Annotated in this window: 12 protein-coding genes and 1 riboswitch; of the genes, 10 read left to right on the top strand and 2 right to left on the bottom strand. The window is 57.0% G+C overall.

Features of this window, described 5'->3' with window-relative positions; all coding sequences use genetic code 11:
• Position 1 precedes the first annotated feature (1 nt).
• From leuB to leuD, 3 genes are read left to right on the top strand one after another with little or no spacing between them, the layout of a single operon-like run.
• Complete coding sequence (gene leuB / locus AC6I8W_RS03480; protein ID WP_497836998.1) at positions 2-1,093, top strand: 3-isopropylmalate dehydrogenase; 1,092 nt, start codon at positions 2-4, stop codon at positions 1,091-1,093.
• Positions 1,094-1,097: 4 nt separating this feature from the next.
• The gene (leuC, locus tag AC6I8W_RS03475) at positions 1,098-2,504 is read left to right on the top strand and encodes a 3-isopropylmalate dehydratase large subunit (RefSeq protein ID WP_497836997.1); all 1,407 of its coding nucleotides are present in this window, start codon (positions 1,098-1,100) and stop codon (positions 2,502-2,504) included.
• 3 nt (positions 2,505-2,507) lie between these two features.
• Positions 2,508-3,113, top strand: coding sequence for a 3-isopropylmalate dehydratase small subunit (leuD, locus tag AC6I8W_RS03470; RefSeq protein ID WP_497836996.1), 606 nt, complete (start codon positions 2,508-2,510; stop codon positions 3,111-3,113).
• A 68-nt stretch (positions 3,114-3,181) separates the two neighbouring features.
• Here leuD and AC6I8W_RS03465 read toward each other — a convergent pair whose 3' ends face one another.
• Positions 3,182-4,360, bottom strand: coding sequence for an MFS transporter (locus AC6I8W_RS03465; protein WP_497836995.1), 1,179 nt, complete (start codon positions 4,358-4,360; stop codon positions 3,182-3,184).
• Between the two features lie 254 nt (positions 4,361-4,614).
• Between AC6I8W_RS03465 and sgrR the strand changes: the two genes are divergently transcribed.
• The 4 genes from sgrR (at position 4,615) to thiQ (ending at position 9,713) form a co-directional block, all read left to right on the top strand.
• Positions 4,615-6,276, top strand: coding sequence for an HTH-type transcriptional regulator SgrR (gene sgrR / locus AC6I8W_RS03460; RefSeq protein ID WP_497836994.1), 1,662 nt, complete (start codon positions 4,615-4,617; stop codon positions 6,274-6,276).
• A 35-nt stretch (positions 6,277-6,311) separates the two neighbouring features.
• A riboswitch (TPP riboswitch) is annotated at positions 6,312-6,408 on the top strand.
• A 47-nt stretch (positions 6,409-6,455) separates the two neighbouring features.
• Positions 6,456-7,442 (top strand): thiamine ABC transporter substrate binding subunit, encoded by a 987-nt coding sequence (thiB, locus tag AC6I8W_RS03455; protein ID WP_497836993.1) that lies wholly within the window; start codon positions 6,456-6,458, stop codon positions 7,440-7,442.
• The gene (gene thiP, locus AC6I8W_RS03450; RefSeq protein WP_497836992.1) at positions 7,418-9,028 is read left to right on the top strand and encodes a thiamine/thiamine pyrophosphate ABC transporter permease ThiP; all 1,611 of its coding nucleotides are present in this window, start codon (positions 7,418-7,420) and stop codon (positions 9,026-9,028) included. The genes thiB and thiP overlap by 25 nt, the downstream gene beginning before the upstream one ends.
• Positions 9,012-9,713 (top strand): thiamine ABC transporter ATP-binding protein ThiQ, encoded by a 702-nt coding sequence (thiQ, locus tag AC6I8W_RS03445; protein WP_497836991.1) that lies wholly within the window; start codon positions 9,012-9,014, stop codon positions 9,711-9,713. Before thiP ends, thiQ begins: the two co-directional genes overlap by 17 nt.
• On the opposite strand, the gene AC6I8W_RS03440 is transcribed toward thiQ, so the two are convergent.
• Entirely contained in the window at positions 9,710-10,474 is a 765-nt protein-coding gene (locus tag AC6I8W_RS03440) for a DedA family protein (protein WP_497836990.1), read from the bottom strand. The genes thiQ and AC6I8W_RS03440 overlap by 4 nt on opposite strands.
• 167 nt (positions 10,475-10,641) lie before the next feature.
• Here AC6I8W_RS03440 and polB point away from each other — a divergent pair, with 167 nt between their 5' ends.
• The 3 genes from polB (at position 10,642) to rluA (ending at position 16,753) form a co-directional block, all read left to right on the top strand.
• Positions 10,642-13,002, top strand: a complete 2,361-nt coding sequence (polB, locus tag AC6I8W_RS03435; protein WP_497836989.1) for a DNA polymerase II — start codon at positions 10,642-10,644, stop codon at positions 13,000-13,002.
• 154 nt (positions 13,003-13,156) lie between these two features.
• The gene (rapA, locus tag AC6I8W_RS03430; RefSeq protein ID WP_497836988.1) at positions 13,157-16,063 is read left to right on the top strand and encodes an RNA polymerase-associated protein RapA; all 2,907 of its coding nucleotides are present in this window, start codon (positions 13,157-13,159) and stop codon (positions 16,061-16,063) included.
• A 36-nt stretch (positions 16,064-16,099) separates the two neighbouring features.
• A complete protein-coding gene (gene rluA, locus AC6I8W_RS03425; RefSeq protein ID WP_497836987.1) occupies positions 16,100-16,753 on the top strand; it encodes a bifunctional tRNA pseudouridine(32) synthase/23S rRNA pseudouridine(746) synthase RluA in 654 nt (217 codons plus the stop codon).
• Positions 16,754-16,783: the final 30 nt, after the last annotated feature.

The raw sequence follows: 16,783 nt of genomic DNA, 5'->3' as shown, positions 1-16,783 counted from the left end.
TATGACTAAGTCTTTTCATATCGCGGTGATGCCTGGCGACGGAATCGGCCCGGAAGTGATGGCGCAGGCCATGAAAGTTCTGGACGCGATTCGTACGCGTTTCGACATGCGTATCACCACCAGCGAATATGATGTTGGCGGTATCGCCATCGATCGTCACGGCGAACCACTGCCACCTGCTTCTGTTGCGGGTGCCGAGCAGGCCGACGCCATCCTGTTTGGTTCCGTGGGGGGTCCGAAGTGGGAACACCTGCCACCGGCCCAGCAGCCAGAGCGCGGCGCGCTGCTGCCACTGCGTAAACACTTTAAACTGTTCAGCAACCTGCGTCCGGCAGCGCTGTACAAAGGCCTGGAAGCCTTCTGCCCGCTGCGTAGCGACATTGCTGCACGTGGCTTCGATATCCTGTGCGTACGCGAACTGACTGGCGGTATCTACTTCGGTCAGCCAAAAGGCCGCGAAGGCAGCGGCGCGCATGAACGTGCGTTCGACACCGAGGTGTATCACCGTTTTGAGATCGAACGTATTGCCCGCATCGCGTTTGAATCTGCGCGCAAGCGTCGCAACAAAGTGACCTCAATCGATAAAGCCAACGTGTTGCAGACCTCGGTGATGTGGCGTGAGATCGTGAACGAAGTAGCGAAAGATTACCCGGATGTGCAGTTGAGCCATATGTACATCGACAACGCCACCATGCAGCTGATTAAAGATCCATCACAGTTCGACGTGCTGCTGTGTTCTAACCTGTTCGGTGACATTCTGTCTGATGAATGCGCAATGATTACCGGTTCCATGGGGATGTTGCCGTCAGCCAGTCTGAACGAAGAGGGTTTTGGCCTGTACGAACCCGCAGGTGGTTCCGCACCGGATATCGCCGGTCAGAACATTGCCAACCCGGTCGCTCAGATCCTCTCATTGTCCCTGCTGCTGCGTTACAGCCTGAATGCCACTGAGGCTGCCGACAGCATTGAGCGCGCTATTAACAAGGCGCTGGAAGCGGGTCATCGCACCCGTGATTTGGCCGGTGACGGTCAGTCCGTGAGTACCGATGAAATGGGCAGCATCATTGCCCGTTTCATCACCGAGGAAAAATAAAAAAATGAAAAGCTTATACCAGAAGTTATTTGATGCACATGTCGTCTACGAAGCACAAAATGAAACTCCGTTACTGTATATCGATCGCCATTTGATCCATGAAGTGACGTCACCGCAGGCCTTTGATGGCCTGCGCGCTCACGGCCGCAAAGTCCGTCAGCCGTCGAAGACTTTCGCCACCATGGACCATAACGTCTCTACCCAGACCAAAGACATCAATGCGTCCGGCGAGATGGCACGTATTCAGATGCAGGAACTGATCAAGAACTGTGCTGAGTTCGGTATCCAGCTGTATGACCTGAACCACCCGTTCCAGGGCATCGTCCACGTTATCGGCCCTGAGCAGGGCATGACCCTGCCGGGCATGACCATCGTGTGCGGCGACTCCCACACCGCCACCCACGGCGCCTTTGGTTCGCTGGCGTTTGGTATCGGTACGTCTGAGGTTGAGCATGTTTTTGCCACTCAGACCCTGAAGCAGGGCCGTGCCAAAACCATGAAGATTGAGGTGCTGGGTGAAGCGGCTCCGGGCATTACTGCGAAAGACATCGTGCTGGCGATTATCGGTAAAACCGGCAGCGCGGGCGGTACCGGACATGTAGTGGAGTTCTGTGGCCCGGCGATTGAAGCGCTGAGCATGGAAGGCCGCATGACCCTGTGCAACATGGCGATTGAAATGGGTGCCAAAGCGGGCCTGGTAGCACCAGATGACACCACCTTTAATTACCTGAAAGGCAAGCAATTTGCGCCGAAGGGCGAGCAGTGGGAGCAAGCGGTAGCCTACTGGCGTACCCTGAAATCTGACAGCGATGCGAAATTCGATAGCGTGGTCACGCTGAACGCCGCTGACATCGCTCCGCAAGTGACCTGGGGCACCAACCCTGGTCAAGTGATGGCGGTTGACCAGGCGATCCCGAATCCGGCCTCATTCGCTGATCCGGTCGAGCGCGCTTCTGCTGAAAAAGCACTGGCGTATATGGATCTGCAGCCGGGAATCAAACTGACCGACGTGGCGATCGATAAAGTGTTTATCGGTTCCTGCACCAACTCACGTATCGAAGATCTGCGTGCCGCTGCCGCGATCGCCAAAGGCCGTCACGTGGCTCCGGGTGTGGTGGCGATGGTGGTGCCGGGTTCTGGTCCGGTGAAAGCCCAGGCGGAAGCGGAAGGTCTGGACAAGATTTTCCTCGAAGCCGGTTTTGAATGGCGTCTGCCGGGTTGTTCGATGTGTCTGGCGATGAACAATGACCGTCTGAATCCGGGCGAGCGTTGTGCCTCCACCAGCAACCGCAACTTTGAAGGTCGTCAGGGCCGTGGTGGACGTACTCACCTGGTTAGCCCAGCGATGGCCGCAGCCGCAGCGGTCACTGGCCGTTTTGCCGATATTCGTGAACTGACTCAGGGAGCTTAAGCCATGGCGAAGAAATTTACTCAGCACAGCGGGATTGTTGCCCCGCTGGATGCCGCGAATGTTGATACCGATGCCATCATTCCGAAGCAGTTCCTGCAAAAAGTAACCCGTACCGGTTTTGGCGCGCACCTGTTCCATGACTGGCGTTTTGATGATGACGCAGGCACCGTACCGACCGCCAGCTTCGTACTCAACAAGCCGGAATACAAAGGCACCAGCATTCTGCTGGCGCGGGAAAACTTTGGCTGCGGCTCCTCACGTGAGCACGCGCCCTGGGCGTTGACCGATTTCGGTTTCCAGGTGGTGATTGCGCCAAGTTTTGCGGATATCTTCTACGGCAATAGCTTTAATAACCAGCTGCTGCCGGTGAAGTTGAGCGATGAAGAAGTCGATGAGATGTTTAAGCTGGTCGCCAGCCATCCGGGCGTCAGCTTTACCGTTGACCTGGAAGCGCAGACCGTGACCGCCGGTGACAAAACCTACAGTTTTGAAATCGATAGCTTCCGTCGTCATTGCATGATCAATGGCCTCGATAGCATTGGCCTGACGCTGCAACACGAAGCGTCCATCGCCAACTACGAGACTAACCAGCCCGCGTTTTTACGTTAAAACTGCGCGATTAATCGCGCCGCTACAGGTACGCACTGGCCCGTAGCGGCGCAATTTATTGCGCGCAGTTATACATCTCGCACCCGCGAAGCCAGCCCCAACGCCAGCACCGCCAGCCCTAACGCCAGCCAGTACACCGATTCATGGCCGAAATGTTCACTCAGCGCCCCCTGAATCAAACCCGCCACAATCATCCCGGTAGAAATCGAGGTCGTAAACATGGTGGTGGCCGCACCTGCGCGTCCCGGCATCAGGTCCTGGAACCACAACATCCCAATCCCGGCAACGATGCCGATAAACGCTGCATTGAACAGCTGCAACACCATCAGCGCAGTGCGTGACTGAAACAACCCCAGCCCGAGATAGAACACAATCGCGGCCACCAGCGCCAGTTGCACCAGACGCCGTTTACCCACGCGACGCGCAAAATGTCCGGCCAGCAACATAATCGGAATTTCCAGCCCAGCCGCCGTTCCCATCAACAAGCCCGCCAGTTTTTCAGGCAACCCCAGGGTTGAACTGATATACAGAGGCATATCAATGATATACATCACGTTGCAGGTCCACATAATCACCGAGGCGATAAACAGCAGACGCACCTGGCCGTCTTTCCACGGACTGAGTTGCGTCAGCACCTGCTCCGGAGAGGCCACCACGCGCGGCACCGACGGTAGGGTGCGCCAGATCAGCAGCAGGCTGAACAAAAAGATCACCGCCGCCACGCAAAACAGCGTCACGAAACCGTAATTCAACGCCAGCGCGAACGATAATGGCGGGCCAATCACCCACGCCAGTGACAACTGCGCACGCATCACCGAACTGAACATCACCACTTCCCGCGCCGAGCGGTCAGCATATTCACGCGCCAATGCAAAGATCTGCGGCACCGCCACGCTGGCCAACGCCGACAGCAGCACGCCCAGCGTAATCAATGTCAGATAATGACGGGTGAAGGCAAACAGCAGCGAATTGCTCACCGCCATCAGGCAACAAAACATAATCAATTTGCGGCGGTCACCATGACTGTCGGAACGTTTTGCCACCAGCAGACTGATAACGATGCCGGCAATCGCATTGACGGTAAAGAACAGTCCGACCCAGAACGGCCGTACCTGCACCTCACGCGTCAAAAACAGGCTCAACGTCGGTGCCTGTAAAGCACCGGCCACGCCAACCATAAAGGAGACGGCCATAAAAGCCAGATAAACCGGGTTGAGGAACGGCTTACGCGTTAACAGCGATTTCATGCAGAAATCCCTTTGCGGATATCAATCGGGGGAAAAATGAGGGTAGAAGATTCCACAGCAAGACGAAAAAAGCCAGCAGAGAACTCACTGCTGGCGGTGAAATTGCACCCTACTCAGAAAAGGTCCCACGTCGGCGGAACCGCTGGCAGAGCGCCATTCATGACTGAATGCCTCCCGCTCTTCCATTAAGGTCTACTATGCCTCTAATATGAGGCAGGAAAAACTGAGCGATTAAGAGAAGGAGTTCCCCTTTTATGTCCTCTTCACGGCTACAACAGCAATTTATCCGCCTGTGGCAAAGCTGCCAGGGCCAGGATCAGGAAACCACCCTGAGCGAGCTGGCGGAATTGCTGCACTGCTCACGGCGCCATATGCGTAACCTGCTGAATGCGATGCAGGATGCAGGCTGGTTAATCTGGCAGGCTGAGGCCGGGCGTGGCAAACGCTCGACGCTGAGTTTTTGCTACACCGGGCTGGCATTGCAGCAGCAGCGCGCAGAAGATTTACTGGAGCAGGATCGCATCGAACAGTTGGTACAGTTGGTCGGTGACAAAAACCAGGTACGGCAAATGATTGCTTCCCACCTCGGTCGCAGCTTCCGTCAGGGCAAACATATTCTGCGCGTGTTGTACTATCGTCCGCTGCCTAACTTGCTACCGGGCTCCCCGCTGCGTCGCTCCGAAACCCACCTGGCGCGACAAATCTTCAGCGGTCTGACGCGGGTAAATGAGGAAAAGGGGGAAATCGAACCTGATATCGCCCACCATTGGCAACAGACGTCGCCGCTACACTGGCGCTTCTTCCTGCGCCCGGCAATTCGTTTTCATCATGGACGTGAGCTGGAGATGGAGGATGTCATCAGCTCGCTGGAGCGCCTGCGCAGCCAGCCGCTGTTTTCCCATCTCGCGAAACTGCACTCCCCTGCGCCATGGACGCTGGATATCCAACTGACACAGCCCGATAACTGGCTACCGTGGCTGCTCGGCAGCGTCAGCGCGATGATCCTGCCGCGCGAATGGCAAACCCAGCGCGACTTCGCCCGGCAGCCGATTGGGACCGGGCCATACAGCGTGGTGCGCAACCAGCAAAGTCAGCTCAAGATTGCTGCCTTTGATGACTACTTCGGCTACCGCGCGCTGATTGATGATGTCTCGATTTGGGTGCTGCCGGAAATCAGCGATGAATTGGTGTATGCCGGGGTGAAATTGCAGGGCGAAACCGCCGATGAAAAATTGGAAGAAAGTCATCTCGAAGAGGGTTGCTATTTTCTGCTGTTTGACCAGCGTTCAGAACAGGGGCGCGATGCCCATTTCCGCCGCTGGGTCAGCTATCTGTTTAACCCGATCGCCTTGCTGAACAACGCCGGAGTGGGTTATCAACGCTATTGGTTCCCGGCTTACGGCCTGCTGCCACGCTGGCACCATCGCCGCGATCTGACCTCCGTCAGTAAACCCGATAACCTGAAACAACTGACCATCAGCTGGTACAGCCACCATGTCGAGCACGAGGGCATCGCCAATGCGCTGCGTCCGCTGTTGGCTGAGCAGGGCATTGAGCTGATTACCCACGAACTGAGCTATGAAGCCTGGTTTAATGGCGAGGGCGAGAGCGACATCTGGCTGGGTAGTGTCAACTTCACCCTACCGCTCGACTACTCGCTGTTCGCTCAGCTGTACGAGCTGCCGCTGATGCAACAATGTATCCCGATTGACTGGCAAAACTCGGCTGAACGTTGGCGCGAAAAAACGCTACCGCTCGCAGAATGGAGTAAACAACTGGTAGACAGTAACTATCTGCACCCGCTGTTCCATCACTGGCTGCTGCTGGAAGGCCAGCGCAGTATGCGTGGTGTACGCATGAATACCCTCGGCTGGTTTGACTTTAAATCCGCCTGGTTTGCCCCGCCGGAGTTGTGAACCTTTCGTCCTGACCCGGAAATGTCTAGAATGAGCCGTTCTCAACGGGGTGCCCTGCGTTACCGGGCTGAGAGAGACCCGTCGAACCTGATCCGGTTAATACCGGCGTAGGGATTTGAGATGCCTCACTGCTCAGATCCTTTGCGACTCAACCTTATCTTCTCCTCAAGGAGCGCAAAGTGTTTAAAAAAGTTCTGCCCGTGCTGTTGTTGGTTGCTGCCCCGGCACTGGCTGCCAAACCGGTACTGACCGTCTACACCTACGATTCGTTCTCTGCTGAGTGGGGACCCGGCCCCGCCGTCAAAAAAGCCTTTGAAGCCCAGTGCGGCTGCGAACTGAAATATGTCGCGCTGGAAGATGGCGTGTCGCTGCTCAACCGCGTGCGGATGGAAGGCAAAAACAGCAAAGCGGATATCGTGCTGGGCCTCGATAACAACCTGGTACAAGCGGCAGAAAAAACCGGCCTGTTTGCCAAAAGCCAGGTGGATACCCGCGCACTCCAGCTGCCGGATGGCTGGCACAACGACACCTTTATCCCATTCGACTATGGCTACTTCGCCTTTGTCTATGACAAAAACAAACTGAAGAACCCGCCGAAAAGCCTGAAAGAACTGGTAGAAAGTCCGGAAAAATGGCGCGTGATCTATGAAGATCCACGTACCAGTACCCCCGGACTGGGCCTGCTGCTGTGGATGCAAAAGGTGTATGGCGACAAAGCACCGGAAGCCTGGCAAAAATTGGCGCAAAAAACCGTCACCGTCACCAAAGGCTGGAGCGAGGCTTATGGCTTGTTCCTGAAAGGCGAAGGCGACCTGGTGCTGAGCTATACCACTTCCCCGGCTTATCACATCATTGAAGAGAAAAAAGAAAACTACGCTGCGGCACCGTTTAGCGAAGGTCATTACTTACAGGTTGAAGTGGCGGCGCAGCTCGCCAGCAGCAAACAACCAAAACTGGCGCAGCAATTTATGCAGTTTATGGTGTCCCCGGACTTCCAGCAGACGATTCCAACCGGAAACTGGATGTATCCGGTGATTAAAAGCGAGCTGCCTGCCGGTTATCAGACGCTAAACGTACCGCAAACGGCGCTGCAGTATAGTCCGACTGAGGTTGCCGACCATCGTGCCGCCTGGATAAGTGCATGGCAACGCGCCGTCAGCCGTTAATTCCCGGCTGGCTGCTACCCGGCAGTTTCACCGCGCTGTTGTTATGCGCGGTGGCGCTGCTGGCGTTTGGCGCACTGCTGATGTCAGCCCCGATCGGTGACTGGCGCGGCCTGCTCAGCGATGATTATCTGCATCATGTGCTGGCGTTCTCCTTCGGGCAGGCGTTGCTGTCGGCCTTGTTCTCGGTCATTCCCGCCATCCCGCTGGCACGCGCCTTGTACCGGCGACGCTTTCCTGGCCGTAATCTGCTGTTACGCCTGTGCGCCATGACGTTGGTGTTACCGGTTCTGGTGGCGGTGTTCGGCTTACTAAGCGTCTATGGCCGCAGCGGCTGGCTGGCCCAGCTGTGCAGCCTGGTGGGGATCGATTATCACTTCTCACCTTATGGCTTGCAGGGCATTCTGCTGGCACACGTGTTCTTCAATCTACCGCTGGCGACACGCATGTTGTTGCAGGCGCAGGAAAGCATTCCGGGCGAGCAGCGTCAGCTGGCGGCCCAGCTTGGACTGCGTGGCTGGAACCTGTTCCATTTGCTTGAATGGCCGTGGTTGCGGCGGCAAATCCTGCCTACCGCCGCGCTAATTTTTATGCTGTGTTTTGCCAGTTTTGCCACCGTGCTCGCACTCGGCGGTGGCCCACAGGCCACCACGCTGGAGCTGGCAATTTATCAGGCGCTGAGTTTTGACTACGATCCTGGCCGCGCGGCCCTGCTGGCACTGCTCCAGTTGGGTTGCTGCCTGCTGTTGGTGTTGCTGAGCCAGCGCTTCAGTAAAGCCATTCCGACCGGGAGCCAACAGATACGCGGCTGGCGCGATCCGCAGGACAGCTGGCGTGCGCGCCTCAGCGATGGCTTATTGATCGGTTTCGCCTTGTTGCTGTTGATCCCGCCTTTACTGGCAGTGGTGACCGATGGTCTGCGTGGCGGCGTGGCCGGGGCGATACAGCAACCTGCCCTGTGGCAGGCCACCTTTACCTCATTACGTATTGCCCTTGGGGCAGGCGTGTTGTGCGTCATTTTTACCCTGATGCTACTGTGGAGCAGTCGCGAGCTACGCCTGCGTCATCACATCATCCCGGCACAGGCGATGGAACTGAGTGGCATGTTGATTCTGGCAATGCCGGGGATTGTGCTGGCGAGCGGCTTTTTCCTGCTGTTCAACGCCACCGTTGGCCTGCCGCAATCTGCTGATGGCCTGGTGATCTTCACTAACGCGCTGATCGCTATCCCTTATGCGATGAAAGTGCTGGAGAACCCGATGCGCGATCTCAGCGCGCGTTACAATCAATTGTGCGCCTCGCTGGGTGTGCAGGGATGGAATCGCCTGCGTCTGATTGAACTGCGCGCGCTGCAACGCCCGATTGCCCAGGCGCTAGCCTTTGCCTGCGTGTTGTCGATTGGTGATTTTGGCGTGGTGGCGTTGTTTGGCAGTGCGGATTTCCGCACCCTGCCCTTTTATCTGTTCCAGCAAATTGGTGCCTATCGTGGCGATGACGGCGCGGTCACAGCGTTGCTGTTGCTGCTGCTGTGTCTACTCCTGTTTACCCTGATGGAAAAATTGCCAGGTCGTCATGCTGACACTGAATAACCTCACTTACCTGTACCAGCATCTGCCAATGCGCTTCCAGTTTAGCGCGCAAGCGGGCGAACGGCTGGCGATCCTTGGCCCGAGCGGTGCCGGAAAAAGCACCCTGCTCAGTCTGATTGGTGGCTTCCTGCCAGTCAGCAGCGGCAATTTATGGTTGAACGGCACAGATCATACCGCCAGCGTCCCTGCGGCGCGTCCGGTCTCGATGCTATTCCAGGAGAACAACCTGTTTCCCCACCTGACGGTGCAGCAGAATCTGGGACTGGGGTTGCATCCGGGCTTAAAACTCACCCGAGATCAGACACAACAGGTGATTGAGATCGCCGGACAAACCGGGCTGCAGGAGATGCTGCATCGTCTGCCAGGCCAGCTCTCCGGTGGACAGCGCCAACGCGTGGCACTGGCGCGCTGCCTGTTGCGTAATCAGCCGATTTTATTGTTGGATGAGCCGTTTTCCGCACTCGATCCGGCGTTGCGCCAGGAGATGCTGCAACTGGTGCACAGCGTCTGTGCCGCGCGCAACATCACGCTGCTGATGGTGTCGCACAGCCTGGAGGATGCGCGGCAAATCGCGGCACGCAGTCTGGTGGTGGTTGATGGGAGAATTTATTGGGATGGCAGCACGGAAGACCTGCTCAATGGCAGAACCCCCGCCGCCGCCATCCTCGGCGTGGCGCAACGTTAAGCGAAGAACACCTTCCACAGCAGATGGCGGAACAGCGGCATCATCGGATGGAACTGGATAGCGATAAACGCCGCCACACCGACCACTGCGGCCAACGGTGCCAGCCAGCGTAAACGCGCCGCTGGTAGATACGCCGTTGCCCAGTCGATGTTTTTGCCACTGCGCCACCAGCGCCAGCATAGCCAAAATCCGAGCCAGATCAGCAATGCCACCAGCGCCAGCAGCCAGGTAAAGTGGCCACCTTGTTCCGCTTCCGGTACATCAATCGCCACACCAGCCAGAATGCCGGGCATCAGATACAGTGGTGGCCAAAGGATGCAGCCGATAATATTTGGCGGCAGAAATTTACGCACCGGCAGCTCCAGCATCCCGGCAGCCAGTGGAATCAGTGGACGCGTCGGCCCGACAAAGCGCCCCACCAGAATGGTAAACATGCTGTGCTGATGCAGCGCATGCTCGGTTTTATCCAGCAGCCCGCGATATTTTTGCAGATATTTCCAGCGATGTAGCGGCCCCTGGAATCTCCAGCCGATGCCATAGGATACCCAGTCGCCAATCAGGCAACCCACCAGTCCGGCAGCCCAGGCGGGATACAGACCAATCTGACCGCTGCCAACCAGCGCGCCCAGGCTTGCCATCAATACCGTGCCCGGCAGCAGCAATCCCACGAAGGCCAGCGACTCCAGAAACGTCACCAGCGCGACAGCAAACAGCGCCCATTCCAGAGATTGCGTAAAAAGATGTTGTACCCAGGCTTCCATAAATATCCTCTGCGGAATATGAAGGCTGGATTGTCCAGAGCCTGCGCCGCAGCGTCAAGGCAAGATTTGTACGTCAATGTTGACAAAGTGCTTACAATTTAAGCAAACAAAAGACACTGTATAAACATCCATGATATACTAAACGGGTTATCACACCCGGAGTTCACGTGACCGATCCACGCGCAGGTTTTCTGCTTACCCGACACTGGCGAGACACCCCCACTGGCAGCGAAGTGGTACTGTGGCTGGCTACCGACCACGGCGTACAACGCGTCGTTTTACCCGCGCAGGAGTCAGTGGCGTTTATCCCGAGCGAGTTTCAATCGCAGGTTGAGACGCTGATCCACGACGAACGCCACACACGTATTCAATCCCTGAAGTTAAAAGATTTCCGTCGCCGCCCGGTTTTCGGCCTCTACTGCCGCAGCTACCGCCAGCTACAGAATCTGGAAAAACGCCTGCGGGAAAATGGCATCCCGGTGTATGAAGCGGATATTCGTCCGACCGAGCGCTATCTGATGGAGCGCTTTATCACCGCGCCGGTGTGGTTCAGTGGTGACACACGCGGCGACAGCGTGGTAAATGCGCGCCTGAAACCCCATCCCGACTACCGCCCACAGCTCCAGTGGGTCTCGCTGGACATCGAAACCACTGAACACGGCGAGTTGTATTGCATCGGGCTGGAAGGCTGCGGTCAGCGTCAGGTGTTTATGCTCGGCCCACCCAACGGCGCTGCCAGTCAGCTTGATTTCGAACTGATCTATGTCGATAGCCGCCCGCAACTGCTGGAGCAGCTGAATGCCTGGTTTGCCCATCATGAACCGGATGTGATTATCGGCTGGAACCTGGTGCAGTTCGACCTGCGCGTGTTGCAAAAACATGCCGATCGTTACGGCATTCCCCTGCGCCTCGGTCGTCAGCAGCAGCCGCTGGAGTGGCGTGAGCACGGTTTTAAACCTGGCGTGTTCTTTGCACAGGCCACCGGTCGCCTGATTATTGACGGTATCGAAGCGTTGAAATCCGCTTTCTGGGATTTTCCCTCCTTCAGTCTGGAGGCGGTCTCGCAGACGTTGCTGGGCGAAGGCAAAGCCATCGACAACCCGTGGCAGCGTATGGAGGAGATCAACTGGCGCTTCGCCAACGATAAACCGGCGCTGGCGCGCTATAACCTGAAAGATTGTGAGCTGGTGACGCGTATCTTTCATCATACCGCCATCATGCCATTTCTGCTGGAACGCGCCACGGTCAACGGACTGGCGGTCGATCGCCACGGTGGCTCGGTGGCGGCATTTGGTCATCTCTACATTCCACGTATGCATCGTGCCGGGTTTGTTGCCCCCAATCTCGGCGAAGTGACGCCGGAGGCCAGCCCTGGCGGTTACGTCATGGATTCCCGCCCTGGCCTGTACGATTCGGTGCTGGTGCTGGATTACAAAAGCCTCTATCCGTCGATTATCCGCACCTTCCTGATCGATCCGGTTGGACTGGTGGAAGGGCTGGCACATCCTGATGATGCCGATTCGGTGCCCGGTTTTCGCGGCGCACGTTTTTCCCGTGACACCCACTGCCTGCCCGCGATTGTTGAGCAGATCTGGCAGGGACGTGAGCGGGCAAAACTCGACCACAATAAACCGCTGTCGCAGGCACTGAAAATAATCATGAATGCCTTTTATGGCGTGCTGGGCACCAGTGCCTGTCGTTTTTTCGATCCTCGCCTCGCCTCATCCATCACCCTGCGCGGCCACGCCATCATGCAGCAAACGCGTGAATTGATTGAAGCCAAAGGCTATGACGTGATTTACGGCGACACCGATTCGACGTTCGTCTGGTTGAAAGGCGCACACAGCGAAGCGCAGGCAGCGGTGATTGGCCGTCAGCTGGCGGAGCACGTCAATGGTTGGTGGCAGGAACATCTACAACAGACCTATGGCCTGAGCAGTGCGCTGGAGTTGGAGTACGAAAACCATTTCAGCCGTTTCTTAATGCCCACCATTCGCGGTGCGGAACAAGGTAGCAAAAAGCGCTATGCCGGTCTGATTCGCGCCGATGGCAGCGAACGGCTGGTGTTTAAGGGGCTGGAGTCGGTGCGCACCGACTGGACGCCGCTGGCGCAGCAGTTCCAGCAAACCTTGTATGGCCGCATCTTCCGCGGTGAACCCTGGCAGGATTATATCCGCGACACCGTGGCGCAACTGCTGGCAGGCGAACTTGATGATCTGCTGGTCTATAAAAAGCGCCTGCGTCGTCCATTAAAAGATTATGAACGTAACGTGCCACCGCACGTGCGCGCCGCACGCCTGGCGGATGAGGTTAATCGCAAATTGGGACGCCCGTTGCAGTACCAGAACGGCGGTGCCATTCGCTATGTCATCGCCACCGCAGGCCCGGAGCCACTGGAGGCACGCCATACGCCGCTCGACTATGATCACTATGTAACGAAGCAGTTGCAGCCGGTGGCGGAAGGCATTTTACCCTTCGTCGGCGATGATTTTGCTACACTGATTACCGGGCAGTTGGGGCTTTTTTGACAGGTGACGAATGCCCTGCCATCCAGTACCATAGCGCCCTTCCTGAATCTCACCGCATTGACACGCTGCCCAAACCCTTTCGTTTGGTGGTCTGGTATTGCCTGAGAGCAGGTGCACATCTTCATGACATGACAGAGAATCGAGCAGGAAATATATGGTTTTTACACTGGGTCAACGCTGGATTAGTGATACGGAAAGTGAACTGGGACTGGGCACGGTAGTTGCACTGGATACGCGCATGGTCACACTGATGTTCCCGGCAACCGGCGAAAACCGCCTCTATGCCCGTAATGATTCTCCTGTTACCCGCGTGATTTTCAATCCGGGTGATACCGTCACCAGCCATGAAGGCTGGCAGATGCGCGTCGACGACATCCGCAACGAAAACGATTTAATTACCTACATCGGCACGCGTCTCGATACCGAAGAATCTAACGTGCTGATGCGCGAAGTGATGCTCGACAGCAAACTGGTTTTCAGCAAACCGCAGGATCGCCTGTTCGCCGGACAGCTGGATCGTATGGACCGTTTTGCGCTGCGTTTCCGCGCACGTAAGTATCAGAGCGAGCAGTACAACCTGCCCACCAGCGGTTTACGCGGTATGCGCACCAACCTGATTCCGCATCAGCTCCACATTGCACACGATGTTGGTCGTCGCCATGCACCGCGTGTGTTGCTGGCCGACGAAGTGGGCCTGGGTAAAACCATCGAAGCCGGGATGATCATCCAGCAGCAGTTGCTGGCTGGGCGTGCGGAGCGCGTGTTAATCGTGGTGCCAGAAACCCTGCAGCATCAGTGGCTGGTGGAGATGCTGCGCCGCTTCAACCTGCGCTTTGCCCTGTTTGATGACGCTCGCTACACCGAAGCACAACACGACAGCGATAACGCCTTCGATACCGAGCAGTTGATCATTTGCTCGCTCGATTTTGTACGTCGTAATAAACAGCGTCTGGAACAGCTGGCTGATGCTGCCTGGGACTTGCTGGTGGTCGACGAAGCGCACCACCTGGCGTGGAGTGAAGACGCACCGAGTCGTGAATACCAGGTGATTGAACAGCTGGCGGAACAGACGCCTGGCGTGCTGCTGTTGACCGCCACGCCGGAACAGCTTGGTATGGAGAGCCATTTCGCCCGTCTGCGCCTGCTCGATCCTAATCGCTTCCACGATTTCAGCCAGTTCGTTGCCGAGCAGCAGCACTATCGTCCGGTGGCCGATGCGGTGAGCACGCTGCTGGCCGATAAAGCGATCACCAAAGAGGAAATGAACCTGATCAACGACCTGGTCGGCGAGCAGGACATCGAACCGCTGTTGCAGGTAGCAAACAGCGATCGCGACGGCAAAGATGATGCACGTAAAGAACTGATTTCGATGTTGATGGATCGCCACGGCACCAGCCGCGTACTGTTCCGCAACACCCGTAACGGCGTGAAAGGTTTCCCGAAACGCGAACTCCATCAGATCCGCCTGCCGTTGCCGGCCCAGTACCAGACGGCGATTAAGGTCTCCGGCATTATGGGTGCGCGTAAAAGCGCGGAAGAACGCGCCCGTGACATGCTGTACCCGGAGCAGATTTATCAGGAATTTGAAGGGGATAGCGGTACCTGGTGGAACTTCGATCCACGCGTTGAGTGGCTGATGGGTTATCTCACCAGCAACCGTAAAGAAAAAGTGCTGGTGATTTGCGCCAAAGCCGCCACCGCCCTGCAACTGGAACAGGTCCTGCGCGAGCGCGAAGGTATTCGTGCGGCGGTGTTCCATGAAGGTCTGTCGATCATCGAACGTGACCGTGCCGCCGCCTGGTTCGCCTCAGAAGAAGATGGCGCGCAGGTACTGCTGTGCTCGGAAATCGGTTCTGAAGGCCGCAATTTCCAGTTCGCCAGCCGCCTGGTGATGTTTGACCTGCCCTTCAACCCGGATCTGCTGGAACAACGTATTGGTCGTCTCGATCGTATCGGCCAGATGCACGATATTCAGATTCTGGTGCCGTGGCTGGAAAAAACCGCGCAGGCGGTGCTGTTGCGCTGGTATCACGAGGGTCTGGACGCGTTTGAGCACACCTGCCCAACCGGCCGCGCCATTTACGACAGCGTCTACAGCCAGTTGATTGAATACCTGGCCGCGCCGGAAAATCCCCAGGGACTGGACGAGTTTATTGCCGAGTGCCGCAAGCAGCATGACCAGTTGAAAACCCAGTTGGAACAGGGACGCGACCGTCTGCTGGAGCAGAACTCTAACGGCGGTGAAGCAGCTCAGGCGTTGGCCGAGGCGATTGCCGAACAGGATAACGATACCGGTCTGGTGAATTTTGCCCTCAACCTGTTTGATATCGTCGGTATCAACCAGGAAGATCGCAGCGATAACCTGATCGTACTGACCCCGTCCGATCATATGCTGGTACCGGATTTCCCTGGTCTGCCGGAAGATGGCTGCACCGTGACCTTCAACCGCAACCAGGCGCTGTCTCGTGAAGATACCCAGTTCATCACCTGGGAGCACCCATTGATCCGCAACGGTCTGGACCTGATCCTCTCCGGCGATACCGGCACTTGTGCGCTGTCGCTGCTGAAAAACAAAGCGTTACCGGTTGGCACGCTGCTGGTTGAAATGATCTATGTGGTGGAAGCTCAAGCACCGAAGCATCTGCAATTGACCCGTTTCCTGCCGCCGACGCCAGTGCGTCTGCTGATGGATCGTACCGGCAACAACCTCGCCGGGAAGGTGGAGTTTGAGAGCTTTAACCGTCAGTTGAATGCGGTGAATCGTCACACCGGCAGCAAGCTGGTGAATGCCGTCCAACAGGATGTGCATCAGATTCTGACCCTGGCCGAAAGCGCGGTGATACCGGAAGCGCAGGCGATTATCGCGGCGGCAAGGACCGAAGCTGATGAGAAGCTGAGTGCTGAATTATCACGTCTTGAGGCACTGCGCGCCGTCAACCCCAATATCCGTGATGACGAGGTTGAAGCACTGGAAAGCAACCGTAGCCAGGTGCTGGCCAGCCTCGGTGAAGCCGGCTGGCGTCTTGATGCGCTGCGCCTGATCGTGGTGACGCACCAATAATTGACCGGGGCCGCAAGGCCCCTTACGGAATGGCTGATGGAACCTTATAACCCGCCGCTCGAACCCTGGCTGCATATCCTGTATCAGGACGACCATATCATGGTGGTCAACAAGCCAAGCGGTTTGCTGTCGGTGCCGGGCCGCCTCGACGAGCATAAAGACAGCGTGATGACGCGGATCCAGCGTGATTACCCGCAGGCTGAGTCGGTGCATCGCCTGGATATGGCCACCAGTGGCGTTATCGTGGTGGCGCTGACTAAAGCGGCCGAGCGTGAGCTGAAGCGGCAGTTTCGTGAACGCGAGCCAGCCAAGCAATACGTGGCGCGCGTCTGGGGACATCCGGCTGAGGAGCAGGGGTTAATCGATCTGCCGTTGATTTGCGACTGGCCGAATCGACCCAAGCAGAAGGTGTGTTTTGAAACCGGCAAACCGGCGCAGACCGAGTATCAGGTGCTGGCGTATGATGCCGATAACAGCGCCAGGGTGCTACTGAAGCCGATTACCGGACGCTCACATCAGTTGCGTGTGCATCTGCTGGCGCTGGGGCATCCGATTCTCGGTGACCGCTTCTATGCATCACCGGAAGCGCTGGCGATGGCTCCGCGCCTGCTCCTGCATGCGGAATCTCTGACGATTACCCATCCGGCGTTTGGCAACAGCATGACATTTCGTCAACCCGCAGATTTCTGACCGTCGTCGTAACGGCGCGATTTATCGCAC

This window comes from Pantoea sp. X-Soil-TKNS-1211, assembly GCF_059730495.1.
This window is presented reverse-complemented; position numbering and strand designations above follow the sequence as displayed.